Source organism: Chryseobacterium kimseyorum, assembly GCF_025971945.1.
Taxonomy (GTDB): Bacteria; Bacteroidota; Bacteroidia; order Flavobacteriales; family Weeksellaceae; genus Chryseobacterium; species Chryseobacterium kimseyorum.
In genome coordinates, this window is the sequence record NZ_JAPDHW010000024.1 from 1 (window position 1) to 16,103 (window position 16,103).

15 protein-coding genes are annotated in these 16,103 nt (G+C 35.5%); 11 read left to right on the top strand and 4 right to left on the bottom strand.

The annotated features are described in order from the left end of the window. Positions 1-984: 984 nt before the first annotated feature. Both OMO38_RS19090 and OMO38_RS19095 read right to left on the bottom strand, forming a co-directional pair. Positions 985-1,596, bottom strand: a complete 612-nt coding sequence (locus OMO38_RS19090; RefSeq protein ID WP_264751773.1) for a DNA-3-methyladenine glycosylase — start codon at positions 1,594-1,596, stop codon at positions 985-987. A 90-nt stretch (positions 1,597-1,686) separates the two neighbouring features. Further along, positions 1,687-2,532 (bottom strand): transporter, encoded by an 846-nt coding sequence (locus OMO38_RS19095; protein WP_264751774.1) that lies wholly within the window; start codon positions 2,530-2,532, stop codon positions 1,687-1,689. Between the two features lie 127 nt (positions 2,533-2,659). Here OMO38_RS19095 and OMO38_RS19100 point away from each other — a divergent pair, with 127 nt between their 5' ends. Then, positions 2,660-3,214, top strand: a complete 555-nt coding sequence (locus OMO38_RS19100; RefSeq protein WP_264751775.1) for a YciE/YciF ferroxidase family protein — start codon at positions 2,660-2,662, stop codon at positions 3,212-3,214. Between the two features lie 69 nt (positions 3,215-3,283). On the opposite strand, the gene OMO38_RS19105 is transcribed toward OMO38_RS19100, so the two are convergent. Further along, the gene (locus OMO38_RS19105; RefSeq protein ID WP_264751776.1) at positions 3,284-4,198 is read right to left on the bottom strand and encodes an NAD(P)/FAD-dependent oxidoreductase; all 915 of its coding nucleotides are present in this window, start codon (positions 4,196-4,198) and stop codon (positions 3,284-3,286) included. Positions 4,199-4,444: 246 nt separating this feature from the next. On the opposite strand from OMO38_RS19105, the gene OMO38_RS19110 reads away from it, so the two are divergent. The 9 genes from OMO38_RS19110 (at position 4,445) to OMO38_RS19150 (ending at position 14,544) form a co-directional block, all read left to right on the top strand. Further along, complete coding sequence (locus OMO38_RS19110) at positions 4,445-5,314, top strand: cyanophycinase (RefSeq protein WP_264751777.1); 870 nt, start codon at positions 4,445-4,447, stop codon at positions 5,312-5,314. A gap of 13 nt (positions 5,315-5,327) precedes the next feature. Then, positions 5,328-5,882 (top strand): CinA family protein, encoded by a 555-nt coding sequence (locus OMO38_RS19115; protein WP_264751778.1) that lies wholly within the window; start codon positions 5,328-5,330, stop codon positions 5,880-5,882. A gap of 54 nt (positions 5,883-5,936) precedes the next feature. Next, complete coding sequence (locus OMO38_RS19120; protein ID WP_264751779.1) at positions 5,937-6,689, top strand: SDR family oxidoreductase; 753 nt, start codon at positions 5,937-5,939, stop codon at positions 6,687-6,689. A gap of 311 nt (positions 6,690-7,000) precedes the next feature. Next, a complete protein-coding gene (locus OMO38_RS19125; RefSeq protein WP_264751780.1) occupies positions 7,001-7,261 on the top strand; it encodes a hypothetical protein in 261 nt (86 codons plus the stop codon). Positions 7,262-7,348: 87 nt separating this feature from the next. Continuing rightward, positions 7,349-7,726 carry an STAS/SEC14 domain-containing protein gene (locus OMO38_RS19130; protein ID WP_264751781.1) on the top strand — a complete coding sequence of 126 codons (378 nt, stop codon included), beginning with the start codon at positions 7,349-7,351 and terminating at the stop codon, positions 7,724-7,726. A 990-nt stretch (positions 7,727-8,716) separates the two neighbouring features. Further along, complete coding sequence (locus OMO38_RS19135; protein ID WP_264751782.1) at positions 8,717-9,316, top strand: Crp/Fnr family transcriptional regulator; 600 nt, start codon at positions 8,717-8,719, stop codon at positions 9,314-9,316. 653 nt (positions 9,317-9,969) lie between these two features. Continuing rightward, positions 9,970-10,338 (top strand): TetR/AcrR family transcriptional regulator, encoded by a 369-nt coding sequence (locus tag OMO38_RS19140; RefSeq protein WP_264751783.1) that lies wholly within the window; start codon positions 9,970-9,972, stop codon positions 10,336-10,338. A gap of 1,047 nt (positions 10,339-11,385) precedes the next feature. Continuing rightward, entirely contained in the window at positions 11,386-11,754 is a 369-nt protein-coding gene (locus OMO38_RS19145; RefSeq protein WP_264751784.1) for a hypothetical protein, read from the top strand. Between the two features lie 813 nt (positions 11,755-12,567). After that, positions 12,568-14,544 (top strand): PAS domain-containing sensor histidine kinase, encoded by a 1,977-nt coding sequence (locus OMO38_RS19150; RefSeq protein WP_264751785.1) that lies wholly within the window; start codon positions 12,568-12,570, stop codon positions 14,542-14,544. 44 nt (positions 14,545-14,588) lie between these two features. Here OMO38_RS19150 and OMO38_RS19155 read toward each other — a convergent pair whose 3' ends face one another. Beyond that, positions 14,589-15,038 (bottom strand): HAD hydrolase family protein, encoded by a 450-nt coding sequence (locus OMO38_RS19155; RefSeq protein ID WP_264751786.1) that lies wholly within the window; start codon positions 15,036-15,038, stop codon positions 14,589-14,591. A gap of 185 nt (positions 15,039-15,223) precedes the next feature. On the opposite strand from OMO38_RS19155, the gene OMO38_RS19160 reads away from it, so the two are divergent. Beyond that, the gene (locus OMO38_RS19160; RefSeq protein ID WP_264751787.1) at positions 15,224-15,676 is read left to right on the top strand and encodes a ferritin-like domain-containing protein; all 453 of its coding nucleotides are present in this window, start codon (positions 15,224-15,226) and stop codon (positions 15,674-15,676) included. Positions 15,677-16,103 lie beyond the last annotated feature (427 nt).

Genomic DNA, 16,103 nt, shown 5'->3' on the forward strand with positions numbered 1-16,103 from the left:
TATATGGTTTAAGTCTTATTTAGTTAATTTTTTTTAAGATTTAAATTACACAAATTCTTATATATTTTAATGGTTTATTTCTCCGGTACCGACGCCGGAGAAATTTTTTTTAATAGCAGTAATATCTGAATCATATTGATTTTCTTTGGGAGTTCCGACAGCATCACTGCAATTGATCAAACTCTTTCATCAATGCTGTCATATTAATCTGCAAACTGAGTATAAGTTGTATTGTCTTTTCAGTAATAACAAAACTATAATGAATATGTATATTGAAGGTTTTTTTCGAAATTTAATCTTATTATAAGTCCGGAGCACTAAATTAGAAAAAACTGCGTAAAGACTTGCAGATTCAGAACTGCACTACAAATTATTTTTGGAATGGGACTATGCATTTTTCCAAGAGCAGTAGATGTAACGATAATTGTTAAAAGCACAAATACCCCATCTCGACTGGAAAATTGCGGCATATTTTAAAATTGGTTCAACAATTAGGTCAGATGAAGAGGTAAATCAATTTGTGAAGATTTGCTTTGCAAAAAAAGAATGAATAACTTTAATTTCAGTTAGGTATAGAAGCTCATGCATACAAACAACCTAATATCGACTGACTAGTAAAGATAATTAAAAATAATACATACGACGTTTATAAAATAAGAAAAGACTCCCTCTAAAAGGAGTCTCTTCTTAATCCACAAAATTATCATAGTTCTTATACTATAAAATATAATTTAAAACACCTATCCTCAAATTTGATGCCATAATCTTAACACCATCTATATACAGCGTGGTGATTTTCATAGGGATTCGGTTCTTAAAGGGCAATGAAAGTGATTTATATTTTGCGGAAATTAATTCTCGTTAAAAGTGAGATCATCGATCCGAGCTCATTGGTGGTCTAACCGATTGGTACGGAATATTACTTCTGCAAGGAGGAAGGAATACACCGAACGTTTAAATTGAAATGTACACCGGCAGAATATTTTACAAGGTTTTAACTCCTTTATTCTTTACATATTTTGAGTCGTTAACAAAAAAACGTAGAGGCAGTGCTGCATGTTCCTCGGCATAATCAATTCCAATCCTTGCAGCTTTCGAAATTTGAGATGATTGATATGTTATGCTGTGATCTTCAATCCATATGCGATTTTGGGTCAGATCCTGCCTGTTAAACGAAAGATCTAATCCCAAAGCTTTTGTAAGTGACCCGGGTCCTGACGATATTGCCGTTTTATTTGCCGGCATTTTTCGTCTTGTTTCCATTTCTGCAATACCTTGAAAAGGTTCAATACTTCTAACGAGGACACATTTAGGATCACCTTCAATCGAAGTAACGATATTCAAAAGATGATGAATGCCATAACATAAATAAACATAGGTCAAACCACCTTTGCTGTACATAACTTCAGTTCTTGAAGTACGGCGGTTTCCGTAAGCATGAGAAGCTTTATCCTCAATTCCAAAGTACGCCTCTGTTTCCACTATTATGCCCGCTGTAATAATTTCGTTGACCTGCGTAAAAAGGATTTTGCCTAACAGATCTTCTGCTAGAAATTGAACGTCTGTATTAGAATAGTATTCAGATGGAAGAATCATGTTGAAGTGAAATGTGGATACATATTATTTATAAACTTTTACAAGCCATTATTTTTTTCCTGATCTGAAGAGCCTGCTGACGATCTAAAATTATAGTCGATATGAAGCTCCTACAAAATAATGTTTATCTGCTGTGTGCTGCAAACCATAATTTAATCCTGCGTCGAGTTTAAAATCTTTTATGATTTCAACCTGAATAGCGGCATTAATAAAATTTGAAAATTGATGGGCTTTAAAGTCATAGGTATAATAAGTTTCTGCAATGCCATCCATTCCCTTTACGATCGGATGACTAATGGTGAGGGTCTGCAAAAACTCAGTATGCATTGTCGGCTGGCTTTGATCTTTTAATCGATCCAATTCCATTTGAAAACCCAACTTCCATTCTCCTGGCAGATGGTAAGACATAGGTATGATAAGTCCGGCTTCGAGGCGGCTGTCATCTTCGAATGTTAATATAGGCACTCTAACGTAGGGGAGTATTGCCAATGCAAAATCTCCCTTACTGTTTCCGATCAGATTCTGTTTAATACGAAGGGTTAGATCCCCGTGTCCCTGATTTATATCCTCGGTGCCGGATTCTAGTTCTTTTTCATTTTCGATTCCATAAGTCTGATAACCAATCTGTATAGCCGTGTTTGCGGTAATTCCTATCTTCAGGTTCATCTGATTAATCAATAAAGTATGCGTTTGTGCTGTTTCAGTTTGCACTCTTTCCCACTGGATGAAGTCAGCCTCTAACTGAAAGTGTCCTGCATCGACCGTAATGGGAGATTCGGTAACATCCGGGCGATCGGTTTCCATCTCACGCATTAACACTGTAGGAACAGGATTGAAAATTGAGAAATGATCCTGTTCTTTCTCCTGTGCATGGCAAGCAATAGATGCACATAAGCTTATTAAGATGGCTGTATAAATCTGGTATGAGTGATTCATCGTTTTTTTAACACAGTACAAATTTCGTACTACTCAATAAAATATCTTAAAATGAGGTCGCAAAAAAAATTGTTAAGGTATCTTATTTGTAGTAATAACTTTATTATAACCCAAAATCACTTACATTATGAAAACAACAGACAAAAAATACACAGCAGGAAAAGTGAAGGCAAAATCTTCAGCAGCTGACGGATTGAGAGAACTTTTTATTGATGAATTAAAGGACATCATCTATGCGGAAAGAGCTTTACTCAAAGCTCTGCCGAAGATGGCTAAAAATGCTACAGAACCCAAATTGATTGCTGCTATTGAAGAACATGTTGTAGTTACCGAAGGTCAGGTGCAGAGGCTGGACAAGATCTTTGAAATTCTGGGAGAATCGAACCGTGGCAAAAAATGTGACGCGATGGAAGGACTTATTAAAGAAGGCGAGAGCATTTTGGAAGATACGGAGGAGGGACCTGTTAGAGATGCCGGAATTATTTCTGCATCCCAGAAAATTGAACATTATGAGATTGCTTCCTACGGAACGTTAGTAGCTTTTGCAAAAACGCTTGGTGAAGATGAAGTGTCGTCGTTGCTTGAGGAGACTCTCGCTGAAGAAAAAGAGGCTGATATGTTGCTGAGCGATTCCGCATACAACTCGATTAATTTTGAAGCTTCTCAGGAAGACAGTGAGTAAATAAAATAAATCAGACTGCTAACTGCAGTCTGATTTGTTATAATCAATATTATTTCAAAATACTTTCCATTACGTAAAAGATTCATCGACTAATTCCTGATTGACCATCGCGCCTGCAAGATTTCCGGTGTAAACTGCTTTCGCTATAGACCGCATCGCTGAAGAATTATCGCCACAAGCATAAATTCCAGGCACATTGGTTCTTTGGCTGTGGTCAATCTTTATCAAACCTTTTTCGGTATAATGTAACTCAAAATGTGCCAATAGTTCAGCACATTGTTGTTGCCAGTCAATAATAGCATACATTACTTCAGAAGATATTTTGCTCTCATCCTTAAATGTTACTTGCATTATCATATTATCATGGTGGAGTAATTTTTCGACTTCGACATCCTTTATTGCAACATTTTTTATTTCTAAAACAGCGAGCTGGCTTTCTGTGAATTTTGCTTTGCCATCAGTTAAGATAGATAAATCATTTGTTAAGTTCAAGACAATTCCTGCCATATGATATGCAGGATCACCATTTCCCAATATCACTGTTTTTTTGTTCCTATATTCGTGCCCGTGACAGTATGGGCAGTGAATAACGGATCTGCCCCAACATTCCTGGAAACCTTCAATATCAGGCAGTAGATCTATAACGCCAGTCGCCAGAATAATCTTTTTAGTGGAGTAGGACTTACAAGATTGGGTATTTATGGTAAACCCATTTTCGGCTTTTTTTCCACTAATAGCAAGATCTTTTACTAACCGGACTGTGCGATACTTAAGCACTTTTTTCAAGATTTCGGTGTATACCTGATTTCTGTCATCACCATCGTTTGGTAAAAAATTATGTGATTCATTAGCAAAACGGTTACAGGGCTTGCCGTCATTGATAATTAAAACTTTTCGTGCCATTCGTGCAAGGGCTAAAGCGGCTGATAACCCTGAATAGCTTCCGCCAACTATAATTACTTCAAAATTTTCCACGGTGTTCATATTAAGATTTTAGTGTTATTTGGTGAAAAGACTGACCCAGCAGCATCTCCACAATACTACAAATCACAGAGGACTTGAAATGTGACCATGGTCATATAAGAAAGTTACCAATAAAAAATTTTGAAGATGGTGATTATCATCATATAATCTTGACCTTTCTCCTTGTAGTTTTGTTCATCTGCTTAAAGGAAACTGTTAAGTATAGAAAGCGAAATAAATCCACATATCAAATATCACATATCAAATATGAATGTTAAAGGAAAATTACTGATTATCGGAGGCAAAGAAGACAGAAGCGATAATCATATTGAAATGAAAGAGAGCAATAAAAACTTTTCACCTCTTGAAATTCTTAAACTTCTGGCAGACTCTAAGAAGGACCGGATTGAAGTCATCACAACTGCAAGTTCAGAACCGGAGGATTTGGTAAAGAGCTACAAGGAAACTTTTTCCAGAATAGGTTTTAGCAACTTTGGTTTCATGCATATCGGAGGTGACTCTGATGACGAGAGCTATATCCAACGGGTTCGCGAATCAAAGACTGTTTTTTTTACCGGTGGAGACCAGAATAAGATCTGTGAAAAACTTCTGAAGTCTCCGATAAAGGAAGTTTTAAAGGAAAAATATATGCTTGAAGAAGATTTCATGATTGCAGGAACGAGTGCAGGAGCCATGTGCATGCCGGAAATCATCATCAGTGAAGCTGAAAACGGTGAAGCCATGATCAATAATGATCTTGAAGTGGGTAAGGGTCTTGGCCTTTTGACCAATGCATTGGTTGATACTCATTTCGTTCATAGAGGAAGATTTGGAAGATTAGCGCATACGGTATTAAAAAACCAGGAATTGTATGGTCTGGGACTTGGGGAAGATACAGCACTGCTCATTAAAAACGGAAATCACGCTGTGTGCAAGGGCTCAGGAATGGTGATCATCATCAGCGCAAAAAATGTCGTTCAAACTAACGTAGAAACCGCAGGTGAAAATTGTCCGATTTACGCAGAAAATTTACAGATACATCTTTTGACGGACGGTTGTGCCTTTAACTTAACTGACGGGTCGATGACTGCAGCAGACTGCTCGGAGAAAGTTGATCATCAAAATAGAGACAATTAAAAGCAAAGTAGTTATGATGAATTCAGACCTGACAGAGAATTTTGCAGAACAACAGCCCTTTGTACAGTCATTTAGTGGCCCTCTGACTCAACTGGAACATGTGTTTAAAGAAATAGAGAGCCGTCTTATTTCACGTGGGGAAACTGTTTCAACCGCGGAAAGCGTTACCGCGGGCTTTCTTCAGTTTTCCTTTTCACAAATGAAAGACGCATCGAAATTTTTCGAAGGTGGAATGACTGTGTATACTTTAAAAGAAAAAGTAAAGCTTCTTAAGGTTGACCAAGATGAGGCATCTCAATGTGACTGTGTATCTGCCCATATTGCTGAAACCATGGCAATCAATGTTGCGAAGTTGTATGATACGGATTGGTCAATAGCAGTCACTGGCTATGCAAATCCAGTCGAAGAATCACAAGGGAATTTGTTTGCCTTTTATTCCATTTCGTATCAGGGAAACATCATAGTCAGTGAAAGGATTGACTTAGCTATAGACACTCAATCCATCGATGCTCAGGTTGCCTACACTCATTCTATATTTGAACGTTTCGAACTGCAGCTAAATCGTTGAGCCGAACTTTCAATGACCCAAAAAATTACCAGGACCCAATATTATTAAATAATTATGAAAAATTTACAACTAGATAATAAATCGGTACTTATCACAGGTGCAAACACAGGAATCGGCAAAGCTGTTGCATTACTTTTTGCGAAGGAAGGTGCCAATATTTCATTTATCCATTTCGGAGATGATGAAAACGCGAATAAGACAAAGGATGAAATTGTAGCCCTCGGAAAAAGATCTATTTCGTTCGACGGGGATGTCAGCAACAATCAATTTATTCAGGATGTCGTGTCAAAAACTGTTGATGAGTTTGGAACCATTGATATCTTAGTGAATAATGCCGGAACGCAGGTTCCATGTGATAACATTGAAAATATTAGAGAGGAAGATATCAGACAGACCTTTGATTCCAATATTATTGGAATGATTTTACTCACTAAAGCTGTATTTCCATTTTTAAAGCAAGGCAGTGCAATCATCAACACCACTTCAGCAACGGCCTATCTAGGCCATGAAGCACTTTTAGATTATTCCGCCACTAAAGGGGCTATTGTATCTTTTACACGATCATTGGCTCTGCAGTCTAAACCGAAAGGCATCCGAGTCAATGCAGTTGCGCCCGGGCCAGTAGCAACGCCGCTCACTGAAGAAACCTTCGGAGAAGAAGAAGACGACGGAAGCAAACCACCTTTTGAACGCAATGCCTCCACAGAAGAAATCGCGGCAAGCTTCCTGTTTCTGGCATCAGAAAATGCCTGTCAGATAACAGGGCAGGTTTTACATCCTAATGGAGGCATCATTGTTAACGGTTAATTCTTAGCATACTTAACTTAAAATTAATCATCTAGATTTCTTGCTTTGCGAAATCATCTTTTTACATTTTTTTAATTACAAATATTTAAAAAAAATCTAAAAACGAGAAATTTAAGCAGTTGTGGGACTTATTCATAAATTTTTTAATCAATAATAGAATTCGGTATACTATGAACATTTATTTAAAATAAGACGATCTTTTGATATTCTTAATATGGTACAATGGGGATAATGCTTTTCAAATGTTCAGTACAAATGGATGCTGGCTTGGTTATTGTAAATATTTTATATACAACTTCAAATTCTACAATATGGAAATTACTTTTGATCTTAAGGAAGACCTTATTACCCATACGAAGTTAATTGAAAACATTGAGGTAGTTTATAAGAGAAAAAAGAGGTATCGTGGTGAATTGTCTCGCGTAAAATTTGTTCCATTTGAGGTGCAAATACTAGATGAGAAAGGCAAAACAGGAGATCCTGAACATGTCATAGATTTTGACCTTGCACAACAGATAACTTTAACATTTTTTGATGGTACTGTCAAGACTTATCAGGATGAAATAAAATAATTTATTTTACAATTTATTTTCGTACAGTTAAACCATAATTTATTGGTTTAATATTTGCTCAGCTTTTTTACACCAATAATACACGATATGATCACTTTACTTAACGACGCTCCCGAAAATGTTGCGGCTTTCAACGCCAGCGGCGATATCAATCAACTAGATTTTGAAAATATCATCATTCCCCACATTGCAAAAAAAGTTGCAAAATATAATGAACTGAATTACCTAATTTACCTCAATGCAGACGCTCCACAAAATGATGTAAATCTTTGGCTCTCTAACTCACTATCAAAACTGAATGACTTTTCACACTGCAATCGTGCTGCCATCATCAGTGACGATTCCAGACTTCAAGAAGCTATGCCTTTTCCCATCCATAGTATTAAAATCTTTCCGAAGGACAAAGTATACAATGCAATGTTTTGGTGCAACAACGGCACTGAACTTGAGACTGGTAAAAGTTGAGTATTTAGCTCAACGTAAGATTACCTTCTGACAAATTAAAGTTCTCTTTCAATATTATTCAACTCTCCGAGATCTATGACTTTGGAGAGTTTCTGAATCCAGGATATCTAAAAGGTTGATTTACTGCATTGGAACATATTACTGCGCTGTAAAAATCGCACGTTTAAAGTAATGAATTTAATATAGGAAAATACCTGTCTGCAGTTCTGAGAGGTACACTGTTAGCATGAGTATTATAAAATTAGTTATAGAAATTCTTTTACAATTGTTAATCGCATAAACATTAGCTAAAGACAATCTGATTGCTTGCTTAAGAGCTAAAAAAACTCCTGAAAACTATTGTCCTCAAGAGTTGATAAAATATAACTTAAATACTTTATTCTGCCGTTCTTTCCAGGCTCTCAAATTTGCCGTACTTACACTAGGATGAGAAATAAGAAATAATTGTAGAATTTTGACAATATTTCTTAATCAAAATGCAAATTTCACAAAATTTTAGATATAATTTGATTGCAACTTCTAGAGCATTTAGAATCATTGAACCAAAACCGATTTTTAACTGATTTACTTCATTGACATAACTGTTCTGTCAGATGTAATAATTTTAATCCTGTTTTTTAATATCTTAAGAATGGAAGGCGCAAACCATCAGCCAACCATACTCATTGAGTTACGGTTGATATTTCTCAAAATGAGCGGTAATTTTTTTTCAGGAGAGTCCGTTGGAATATTTTGAGCAAAAATATTAATGAACATTCGGATCAAAAATTTATTTGTGTTCTTATGATCGCAGAGGAAGTTATAAAGTCGATAAATTAAACAGTGATTATTGAAGATTGTAAAATTGAAATGTAGTATGATCCAAAACATAAATCTCTTCAGGTAGATGTTATAAATTTATAACTGTTTAATGTCAACGATATGCCATCTAACTGCAGATTTGCGAGAGTTAACATTACTATTCAATACACCAATCACAAAAATAAATATATGTCTATAGAAGAAGAACTTTTATATCTTATAGGAGCAACAGAAGAAGATTATAACGCTGGTGATTATATCTTCCGCGAAAATGGCAGCCCACAGTTTTATTTTCAGATAATAACGGGCGAAGTTAAGCTGAATACTTACAATAGTGAAGGTAAAGAATTCATTCAAAATATCCTTACCTGTCAGAATGCTATTGCCGAATCAATGCTCTTTACTGATGAGCCTTATCCTATGAATGCAATTGCAATGAGTCGATGTACAATTATCAAAGTTAAGAAATCTTCTATGCTCGCATTCTTAGCACAAAACCCTGAGATCTATTATAATATTTGTAAATCTCTTGCCGAGAGGCTTAACCATAAGTTCGCTCTTATGCAAAAGATCTCCAGTCCCAAGGCTGAGGAAAGATTAAAGGAAGTGATAGAGCAACTGAAAAAGGAACAACATCACGATCCAGAACCATACACTTTTGAAGTTCCACTCACAAGGCAGCAATTAGCCGCTTTGACAGGACTATGTCTGGAGACAACTATCAGAACCATAAAAAAAATGGAACGGGCAAAAATACTTTGTATCAAAAATCGTAAAATAATGATATAATTATTAATAGATTTATCAATTTTTGAGAAGTTCTTTCATTAGGAGATGGTAAATTGAAGCAAGAGGCTTATCTGTAAGTAAAATCAATAATAAAATTTTCAGTCTTATGTAATTATTTACTGCATTTTCTATAATAGCTTACCGATGTTTTTTTTCTGTTTTTAGGAGATACTCTTGTAGCGAGGTCCAAAATAATGTCATCAATTGATAATTGTGCGCAACTTCTTTAAGATCAAAGTATTTTCTGTAGATTATGGCTCTTTTACTGCTCATTAATATTTATTTTTTTTAAGTATTGTCATATACCAACGTAAAAGATTTTGAACTTGATGATTGAGTGACAAATTTTTATTATACCTTTAATGTGCGAATCCCAAACTTTTTCCAAGAGAGGTCTTGAACTTGATCTTTAGGATTAGTAAAAAAATCCGCATCTCCACCAACCAAATCATAAACAGCTTCGATTTCTTAATTATTTAACATTTTTCAAATTTTGAAAATGTACTATGTCGTGTAACATTAGTATTATTGCTTAGCAGGTTTAAGATCTAACAATTTTGAAATGCTCATTTTGTAGCTAATAATAAGATGAGAAGGATGCCAAGAAAGATTGTTCAAGATCCATTAAGGGACAAACAAAAAACAAAAAAAAATTGCTAGCTGCTGTTCGTGAAATTTTAAAAACCAAAGGTTACTCAGGTTTAATGGTCAGTAAAATTGCATCTTTTGCAGTTTTCAATAAAAAATTAATTTATGAATATTTTGAAAGCACGGATACATTAGTTGATGAATACATTAATTCTAAGGATTACTGGAAAGAAATAGATCTTTCAGAAGAATCTACTATTCATTCCGCTAGAGAAGGAGAGTTCGTAGCAAAGAGTCTTGTTAACCAGTTTGAAAGTGTTGCTAAGGAGGAAGAACTGCAAAAGACTTATGATCTGGCAGCTTTCAGAGAATCGCAGCACTCTAAGGAAAATTTACAAAGAACGAGAAAAAAGCTTTCAGGGATTAGGCATTAATAATAATAATGATTTTGAAGGAAAATCCGATCATCATAGAGCTATCATGGCTATGCTTTTATAAAGGATATATTATTTAAATCTTTACACATTGCACAGCGATACATCTTTTTGCGGCATTGATATGAAATCTCCAGAGGGACGAAAAAAGATTGAGAAGGCAATTATTGAAATACATTCTTTTGCTAGTGAAAACAGATAACGCTTTTTGTGACATTCTACACAATATAGGGTCTTTCATTTAGAAATCCATTGATCATTTCCTTCAAAGAGGCAGTTCGAAAGTCAGGTAAATATAGCAACTCTATTTTTATTATCGTAATTAGAACAAGCATATAATCGCGTGCCGATTGGAGTTAAGTTATACAATGTAAGTAGGGTTATTCGGCATTATGCTACAAAATAGCAGGATCTCCATAATTAACAGGAATTTGAATAGGCACCCGGCTGGCAAACCCCGATGATTATCAGCTGGACTCGCATGAGAGAGTTTTTCCATTGACAGCTGCACATCTATTTCCATATTTTTAAATAATGGAACATCATTCCTCAAAGAGATCTAGAGATATGATTATCGTGATTACTTTTCCTATATGAAGCACAGTGCTTGTGAGACACAGTTTATATAAAAATCAGCAATGGGCATTCTAATTTTTCACTTAGAGCAATGAAAACCAAAATGTGGTTCGTTGGCCTTCGGTGCTGCATACTCCAATTTTTCCATGATCCCTTGCCTTAAAGTGCATATACTATAGCATGGTTGAAATCACCTTTACACCCACAGATAATTTAAGTTTAAAGTTTTTTATTAGCAAAATTTGGCCTGCAAAAAAGTTTTACGAAAGAAATAATTATTGTAAGGTCTCACAACTATATCTTTTTCAGCAATCTGATACATTGTCGCACAATATTTGTAAGTTTAAAAGTATTTCAATTGTAGATCAAATGTGATTTTTTTGTTAAAATATTTTTATAAGGACGAATATCTAACTATTTACATTATTTTAATACTACACACGACGAGTTAATTTTATAAAAATTGTTATTATGAGAGATACGAATTATATTACAGAAACATTGATGGAATTTATTGATGATAATCCACTTGATCCTAACAAATTGTACAATGACGGTATGCTTATAATACAAGAAATCGCTGTTGAAAAAAATATAAGTTTTGATGCAACTTTCAGAGAAACTTGGGGACTTGAACCAGAAGTTGTTATGACCTTTGATGATCATTATTTTGAAAATGTTGATCAACGTATGATCTATGTTTTTTTCTCCGCAGCTCGTGATCAGGATATTAATGACGCAGTAGCATACCTTTGGCAGATTGTTACAGGAGAAGTTTTCACTGAAGCCGTACTCGTTCGCGAAATTCAGTTTTTATTAGAAAAAGGTGTGAAATTCTAAATCCGCATTTCTGCATTTTTGTTTAAATATAATCATCTTCAAACTGCTGACAAATTATTCAAAAAAATCATTTATCGCAAAACTTAGTACTTCCACTGCTTATTTCTGTGCGGTAACCGTATATCAATACTTGTGAATATATTAAATCATAAACCAGAGCGCAAAAATCTAATGAAAGCTTGATGAAGAAGCTAATCTTATAAGCATTCCTTCAGAGTATCTTTTTATCATTTATGTAATTGTCTCGGATTGAATTGTTGTTAAAAATGCTATTCACTAGTAAGTATAAAAAATTCTATCTTGATAAAATTACCAACAGTCGCATCTTTTTACTTCAAATACCTGTTGATTGTTTTTATGTTAGATTAATGAAAATAGTAATAAGAATAACGAGATATAATGTAATATAGATTCATGCAACGGCTGGTAGTGGTTTAGGATAATTGTATTATTATTAGAAAGACCCCAGTTTAATAAAACTATGGGGTTTTTTAATTAATATGAAAAGTTTATGCGCTATTCTCAATACAAAAATTATACTATAGGTATAATTTTTACGCCTAAAAAAAATATCAAAGGAGATCAGTTCCATCCCGCTAGGTGTAATTTTTTCTAGATACATGTTGATATTGTACTTTATTATTTCGGCAGTCTTTATATATCAAAAGGTGCACTTGATAACTGAGATCGTTACATCGCTTTGCGAAATTTTAGCGGTATTATAGATTAGGGTGGCTTTACCTTAATCAATGAGGTGCTTTTTTCTGGTTTCTCATATGTTAGTTTTAATGCAATTTATATCTTTGTAATCTTATGCAGACTTCAGAAATATTTATTGATAATAGCTTCGGCTCCGAGTTAATAATACAGGCACTGTCATCATCGCATGCCCCTACATCGATCTATTCGGGTGAAAATATGATCATCCGTTTTGCAAATGCCGGTATGTTAGCGCTTTGGGGTAAGGACTCGTCTGTGATCGGTAAACCCTTAATCGAAGCAATTCCAGAATTGAAAGGGCAGCCGTTTTTGGATTTATTGCAGGAAGTGTGGCGCTCAGGTGTAACATATTCCGTATCTGATGCGCCAGCAAAGTTGGTCAAAAATGGAAAAGAAACGCTTGATTATTTTGATTATGAATATAAAGCGCTAAAGGATGATCAAAATAAAACTTGGTGCATACTCAATACTGCAATGGAGGTGACATCACGACGTGAATTTTTACAGCAAATGAAGACGAAAGAAGAAAATGAGCAAGAACTTAGGGAAGAAATGGCAGCGACACTCGAGGAGTTGACTTCCACAAATGAGGAACTCAATACATCGATAGATCAGCTTGCCCATAGCAGAGAGTCAATCCGTACTATAATCGAGCAGGCGCCTGTAGGTATTGCAATGCTCAGCGGCGAGGAACATACTATTGACATTGCTAATCCTGCGATTTTGAAGATATGGGGACGGACGGAGGACCAAGTAATCGGAGTTTCGCATGAAAGTGCTCGCCCGGAACTTCAAGGCCAGCCGGTACATGCCTGGATTAAAGAAGTTTATCAGAGCGGAAAGCCCAAAATCAATAACGAATTCGTCGTTAAACTTTACCACGAAGATGGGTTAAGGGAGGCAGTTGTGAATTCAATATACCAGCCCATATATTCTCAATATGGTGAGATTACGGGTGTTTTATTAATTTTGGAAGAGATTACCAACCAGATTTTAGAGCGGCGAAAAAACGAAAAGAATCAGCAAATGTTATCTTTGGCTGTGAACGCGGGTGAACTTGCAACGTTTTACTACGAACTTTCAACCAATCTTTTTGCCGGAAATTCTTTACTTAAAACATGGTTCGGTCTTTCTGAGGACGACAACATAGACTTGGGTGTGGCATTGGATGTTATTGTTCCGGAAGATCGGGAACGTGTACGTTTAGCAATAATGAAATCACTGAGCAAAGATTCCGATGGATACTATTTCATTGAATATCGGATTAAAAATAATGCGAATATGAAAGAAAGATTAGTGCAGGCTAACGGCAGGGTTTTCTATGATGGAGAGTCCAATCCACTGAGTCTTAATGGTACTCTTCGAGATATAACACAACAGAAAAGAGAGGAACAGCGGAAAGATGATTTTATGGGAATGGTTAGTCATGAACTGAAAACGCCACTCACTTCTTTGAAGGGTTATATCCAGATTATCCAGCGGCAAGGTGCATCAATGGAGAGCCAAAAGCAGCATAATATACTTGAGAAATCAGTCAAACAAGTGGATTATATGAACAATATGATTAATGGTTTTCTCAATGTATCGAGGCTTGACTCAGGTCAAATGCACATGAGTAAAAAATCCTTTGATTTTCACGTATTGTTTTCTGAAATTGAAGACGAAGTGCTTTCAACCATGCGCAACCACCATTTTATTTTTGAGTCATCCGGGGCAATATCCGTTTTGGCAGACCGCGAAAAAATAGCTCAGGTAATGCATAATCTGATTGGAAATGCAGTAAAGTACTCATCATTCTCAACTACAATAAAAGTCCAATATTATAAACTTGAAGGAAACAAATTAAAAATCGACGTACAGGATCAGGGATTGGGAATACCACTTGACGACCAAGCGCGAATATTTGAGCGCTACTATCGCTCTAAAGACTTCAACAGTAGATCAATTGCCGGCTTTGGAATAGGACTTTATCTTTGCAAAGAAATTGTAGAGCTCCACTCAGGAACTATCTCTGTTATAAGCTCGCCCGGGAAAGGAAGTATTTTTTCATTTGTCATACCTATATACTAACTGTCCGATAAGGCATAGTTCGGTATCGAGTCATATCTAATAGTCTAGACTAATAAACCGAAATGTTTCAACGCTGATTCAACACCGTGATGGTCAACGTCATCAGTGATAAAATCGGCCGCTTGTTTTACATTTTCTCTTGCATTACCCATGGCCACGCCTATCACTACATACTTCAGCATTGAAATATCATTTCCGCCGTCCCAGAAAGCCATCGTTTCGGATAGATTAATTTTAAAGTGATTACAAAAATACTGCACGCATTTCTGTTTGCTAATCCCTTCTGGATTTACATCTGCGAAAAGTGGTGTCCATCGTGATACTAATGAATTCGGCATTACTTCTTTCATAAAGGAAACTTCACTTTCCGGATCAATAAAAATATTCACCTGCAGTACGTTTTCAATGTCCAACAATTCTTTGTCTAGCAGGGGAGGTACAGGAGTGTTGATATGGTTATACAAGTTCCATTGCACCTGATTCTTCCTAGACAATACAGAATGCCATTGGGGAAAAATTAATTATGGTTTCATTACTTTGGTTTCTCCAAGCTCATCATAATCCTTCTTATAACGTTGAGATGTTAAACTTCTAATTAAGAAAATTTTAGCGTTTACAGCAGTACCATATGGTATGACAATTGTACAAAGATAAGTACACTAACAAAAATATTTTTATTATGGACAACCGTAGAACAGTTTCAACTTTAAATGATCTTTTAAATATTACAAATGACAGGATCAAGGGATTTAGTAAAGTAGAAGACAAAGTGTGGGAGACCTATTCGTCTTTAAAAAATGATTACGATCAAATGGTGAGAGAATCTCAGACTATGAAATCTGAGCTCGTAGAATTAATAAGCGAGAAGGGTGGCGAAGTAGATGATTCCTCTACAACCGCCGGAGCGCTACATAGAACTTGGATCGATGTGAAAAATGCATTTGGTGGTGAAAACGCAGAATCGACGTTGGAAAATGTTGTGTTTGGTGAAAATGCAGCGATTGATGCTTATGAAGAAGCGCTTGAGGATGGTAATTTATGTCCTCAAAGTACTGCAATTGTTTCTGGTCAGCTGGAAAAATTAAAATCTTCTTATGCAAAATTCGAAACTTTGAACAAAAGTATAGATTAATAGACAGTTATAATTTGATTGACTCCTAGAAGCGAAAGTTTCTGGGAGTTTTTTATATATAAACTTGTCGCATTTAATACTTATTTTCATACCCCTTTTAATCCTGATATGCAAAAGTTTGCAAAACTCCAGCTTTATTAATACAATCACGTGTGTCTGTATGGTTGAAGCCCATTGCTTTCTCGATCTTTCAGTTGACTTTGCCTTCAGAGTTGTACTTTGGTGTCGAAGATCTGCAAAAATTTTTTCCTCGCATTCATAATCCATTGCTGCATAAACATCCAACTTTTCCAGTACTAGCACATTCCTCGAATTAAAAGTTTTGTCAGCATTCACAATTAAGTCCAGTGTAATTTTGAATGTTACTTTATTGATCTCTGTGATGTAATATTGGCATTATAGGTCTATACTAAACTATTCTAATTGA

Coding starts and splice junctions, on each gene's coding strand:
- OMO38_RS19090 (WP_264751773.1), bottom strand. CDS start 1,596: ATGATTCTTCCATCTGAATACTATTCTAATACAGACGTTCAATTTCTA.
- OMO38_RS19130 (WP_264751781.1), top strand. CDS start 7,349: ATGATCACTTTACTTAACGACGCTCCCGAAAATGTTGCGGCTTTCAAC.
- OMO38_RS19120 (WP_264751779.1), top strand. CDS start 5,937: ATGAAAAATTTACAACTAGATAATAAATCGGTACTTATCACAGGTGCA.
- OMO38_RS19135 (WP_264751782.1), top strand. CDS start 8,717: ATGTCTATAGAAGAAGAACTTTTATATCTTATAGGAGCAACAGAAGAA.
- OMO38_RS19160 (WP_264751787.1), top strand. CDS start 15,224: ATGGACAACCGTAGAACAGTTTCAACTTTAAATGATCTTTTAAATATT.
- OMO38_RS19095 (WP_264751774.1), bottom strand. CDS start 2,532: ATGAATCACTCATACCAGATTTATACAGCCATCTTAATAAGCTTATGT.
- OMO38_RS19125 (WP_264751780.1), top strand. CDS start 7,001: ATGGAAATTACTTTTGATCTTAAGGAAGACCTTATTACCCATACGAAG.
- OMO38_RS19100 (WP_264751775.1), top strand. CDS start 2,660: ATGAAAACAACAGACAAAAAATACACAGCAGGAAAAGTGAAGGCAAAA.
- OMO38_RS19150 (WP_264751785.1), top strand. CDS start 12,568: ATGCAGACTTCAGAAATATTTATTGATAATAGCTTCGGCTCCGAGTTA.
- OMO38_RS19105 (WP_264751776.1), bottom strand. CDS start 4,198: ATGAACACCGTGGAAAATTTTGAAGTAATTATAGTTGGCGGAAGCTAT.
- OMO38_RS19110 (WP_264751777.1), top strand. CDS start 4,445: ATGAATGTTAAAGGAAAATTACTGATTATCGGAGGCAAAGAAGACAGA.
- OMO38_RS19115 (WP_264751778.1), top strand. CDS start 5,328: ATGATGAATTCAGACCTGACAGAGAATTTTGCAGAACAACAGCCCTTT.
- OMO38_RS19145 (WP_264751784.1), top strand. CDS start 11,386: ATGAGAGATACGAATTATATTACAGAAACATTGATGGAATTTATTGAT.